3 protein-coding genes, 1 pseudogene and 1 riboswitch are annotated in these 2877 nt (G+C 67.6%); all 4 genes and pseudogenes read right to left on the reverse strand.

Annotated features, from left to right (window positions below; all coding sequences use genetic code 11):
* Nucleotides 1-122 (reverse strand): annotated as a pseudogene (locus AC1VAN_RS17050) (transcription antitermination factor NusB); the annotation flags it as partial.
* Nucleotides 119-586 (reverse strand): 6,7-dimethyl-8-ribityllumazine synthase, encoded by a 468-nt coding sequence (gene ribH, locus AC1VAN_RS17055; RefSeq protein WP_025876639.1) that lies wholly within the window; start codon nt 584-586, stop codon nt 119-121. The gene ribH and the pseudogene AC1VAN_RS17050, both read right to left, overlap by 4 nt.
* Before the next feature lie 158 nt (nt 587-744).
* Nucleotides 745-1845: a 3,4-dihydroxy-2-butanone-4-phosphate synthase gene (ribB, locus tag AC1VAN_RS17060; protein ID WP_480986275.1), complete on the reverse strand. Its 1101-nt coding sequence runs from the start codon at nt 1843-1845 to the stop codon at nt 745-747.
* Complete coding sequence (locus AC1VAN_RS17065; RefSeq protein ID WP_442251763.1) at nt 1842-2444, reverse strand: riboflavin synthase; 603 nt, start codon at nt 2442-2444, stop codon at nt 1842-1844. The genes ribB and AC1VAN_RS17065 overlap by 4 nt, the downstream gene beginning before the upstream one ends.
* Before the next feature lie 77 nt (nt 2445-2521).
* Nucleotides 2522-2668: riboswitch (FMN riboswitch) on the reverse strand.
* Between the last annotated feature and the right edge of the window lie 209 nt (nt 2669-2877).

A 2877-nucleotide genomic window follows, 5' to 3' on the forward strand; every position in this document is an offset into this window, starting at 1 on the left:
GAGATCTGCCAGGCATAGATGGCCTGCACGGCACGACGGCGCGCGCGCGAGCGCAGCACCGGATCGATGCCATCGCGGCGGACGGGTTTACCGGAGGGCTTGCCCTGGGTGTTCTTGTTCATGGCAGCTGCTCCAGAAGGTTGACCATTTCCAATGCGGCGAGCGCGACTTCCTCGCCCTTGTTGCCGTGGCTGCCGCCTGCGCGGGCCTCGGCATCTTCCACGCGTTCCACGGCCAGCACGCCGTTCAGCACCGGCACGCCGAAGTCCAGCTGCACGCGCATCAGGCCTTCGGCACAGCGGTCGGCCACGTGTTCGTAGTGACGGGTGTCGCCACGGATCACGCAGCCCAGGGTGAGGATGGCGGCGTGTTCATGGGCGGCGGCCAGGCGCGCGGCGACCAGCGGCAGCTCCCAGGCACCCGGCACGCGGATCACGTCGATGTTGGCTTCGGCAATGCCGTTGCCGGCCAGGCTCTGGCGGGCGCCAGCAACCAGCACATCGGTGATGCGGGCGTTCCAGCGGCTGGCCAGGATGGCGAAGCGCGCCGATTCGGGAGTGCGAAGATCGCCTTCGTAGTGGCTCATATGCGGCTTGGGATTCGATTAAGGGGTAATTCTACCGTGGATGGGCCCCGGCCGTGGCTGGCGGGGGCCCGGGGCGTGCCGGCCAACGGTCGGCACCCACCAGCTGCAGTGGGCCGCCCCTTTGTGGGTGCCGACCGTTGGTCGGCACACCGAGCGGGTTACGGGGTGACCGTCTCCACCACTTCAAGGCCGTACCCGGCCAGTCCGATCTGGCGGCGGGGCGTGCCCAGCACGCGCAGCTTGCCCAGGCCCAGGTCGGACAGGATCTGCGCACCGGCACCGTTGCGGCGCCACTGGCCCACATCCTTGTCCTTGCCCGGCACCACCGGCGCCGGCTGCTGGCGCAGGCGGGCCAACAGCGCTTCGCCGTCGCGCGGGGCCGACAGCACCACCATCACGCCACTGCCTTCCGCGGCGATCGCGCGCAGGGCATCGGTGGCCGCCACGCCGAAGTCATCGCGGCGCCAGTGCAGCAGGTCGGCCAGCRGGTTTTCCACCTGCACGCGCACCAGGGTGGGCGTGTCCGCATCCGGGGTGCCGCGGACCAGGGCGAAATGCAGGTCGTGGGCGATGCGGTCGCGGTAGGTGACCAGCTTGAACGGGCCGAACTCGGTGTCGATATCACGCTCGTCCACGCGCTCGACGGTCTTTTCGGTGGCCAGGCGATAGGCGATCAGGTCGGCGATGGAGCCCATCTTCAGGCCGTGCTCGCGGGCGAACACTTCCAGCTCCGGGCGGCGCGCCATGCTGCCGTCCGGGTTGAGGATCTCCACCAGCACACCGGCCGGTTCCAGCCCGGCCAGCATGGCCAGGTCGACGCCGGCTTCGGTGTGGCCGGCGCGGGTCAGCACGCCACCSGGCTGGGCAATCAGCGGGAAGATGTGGCCCGGCTGGTGCAGGTCSGMCGGCTTGGCATTGGGCTTCACCGCGGTGCGGATGGTGTGCGCGCGGTCGTGKGCSGARATGCCGGTGGTCACGCCCTCGGCCGCTTCGATGCTGACGGTGAAGTTGGTCTGGAACTGCGCGGTATTGGCCTGCACCATCGGCGCCAGGCCGAGGTCGGCGGCGCGGGTGCGGGTGAGCGGCAGGCACACCAGGCCGCGGCCATGGGTGACCATGAAGTTGATGTCGCTGGCCTTGACCAGCTCGGCGGCCATGATCAGGTCGCCTTCGTTCTCGCGGTCTTCGTCATCGACGATGACGACCATGCGGCCGAGGCGGATGTCTTCCAGGATGTCGGGAATGGGGGCGAAGTTCATGCGCGGGCTCCTTCACCCAGCAACCGCTCGACATAACGAGCGACCAGGTCGATTTCCAGGTTCACCGCGCTGCCCACGCCGGTGGCGGAGAACGCGGTATTGGCCACGGTGTGCGGGATCAGCGCCACTTCAAAGCCTTCCTCGTCCACTTCGTTCACGGTGAGGCTGACGCCGTCCACGCAGATCGAGCCCTTCTTGGCGATGTAGCGGCGCAGGGCGGCCGGCGCGGCGAAACGCCAGCGCTGGGCACGCGCATCTTCATGGATGGACAGGACCTGGCCGAGGCCGTCGACGTGGCCGCTGACCAGATGGCCGCCAAGGCGGTCGGTCGGGCGCATGGCACGTTCGAGGTTGATGACCGCACCTTCGGCCAGTTGGCCGAGCGTGGTCAGGCCCAGGGTCTCGGTGGACGCATCGGCCTGGAAGCTGCCGGCGTCGAACGCGATGACGGTGAGGCAGACGCCGTTGATGGCGATGCTCTCGCCCATCTGCACGTTGTCGAACGGCAGGCTGCCGACGTTGAAGGTGAAGCGGACATCGCCGCCGATGGATTCGCGTGCGGCCAGACGGCCGACGCCTTCGATGATTCCAGTAAACAAGTAACGTTCTCCGCGAAAAGTGAGCGAAAAACGCCGCAAGGCAAACAGGCGGGCGCAGGGCCGCAAAGGCCCTGTGGCACCGTCTTCTYTCATCCGGACTATGACCGTCGGCTCYGGCATTGSACCRGATCTGCTGACCCCCGACGGTAAGGCCGGGGCGCTCGCGGGCTCGTGCTTGCGCACCTACCGCCGGTGGGGAATTGCACCCCGCCCTGAAGACGTACTGCATGTCGTGTTAACGACTTTGCGGATTGTACGCCTGTCTGGGGTTGTGGTTGGAATGGGCGTTATGTGGGTGGGGTTTTGTTTTTGGGTGGCTTGGTTTTGGGGACGGGCTATGGGTTCTTTTGACGTCAGGCGTGTGGGCGGGCCGGGGCGCGCGGGTCAACGATTGCGGTCCGGAGCCTTCGCTCCGGACTGCCCCCTTGTCATC

It is taken from the genome of Stenotrophomonas sp. 05L44_2, assembly GCF_056665995.1.

Bases quoted from the DNA above. Each gene is read 5' to 3' on its own strand.
- ribH (WP_025876639.1), bottom strand. From the start codon at position 586: ATGAGCCACTACGAAGGCGATCTTCGCACTCCCGAATCGGCGCGCTTC.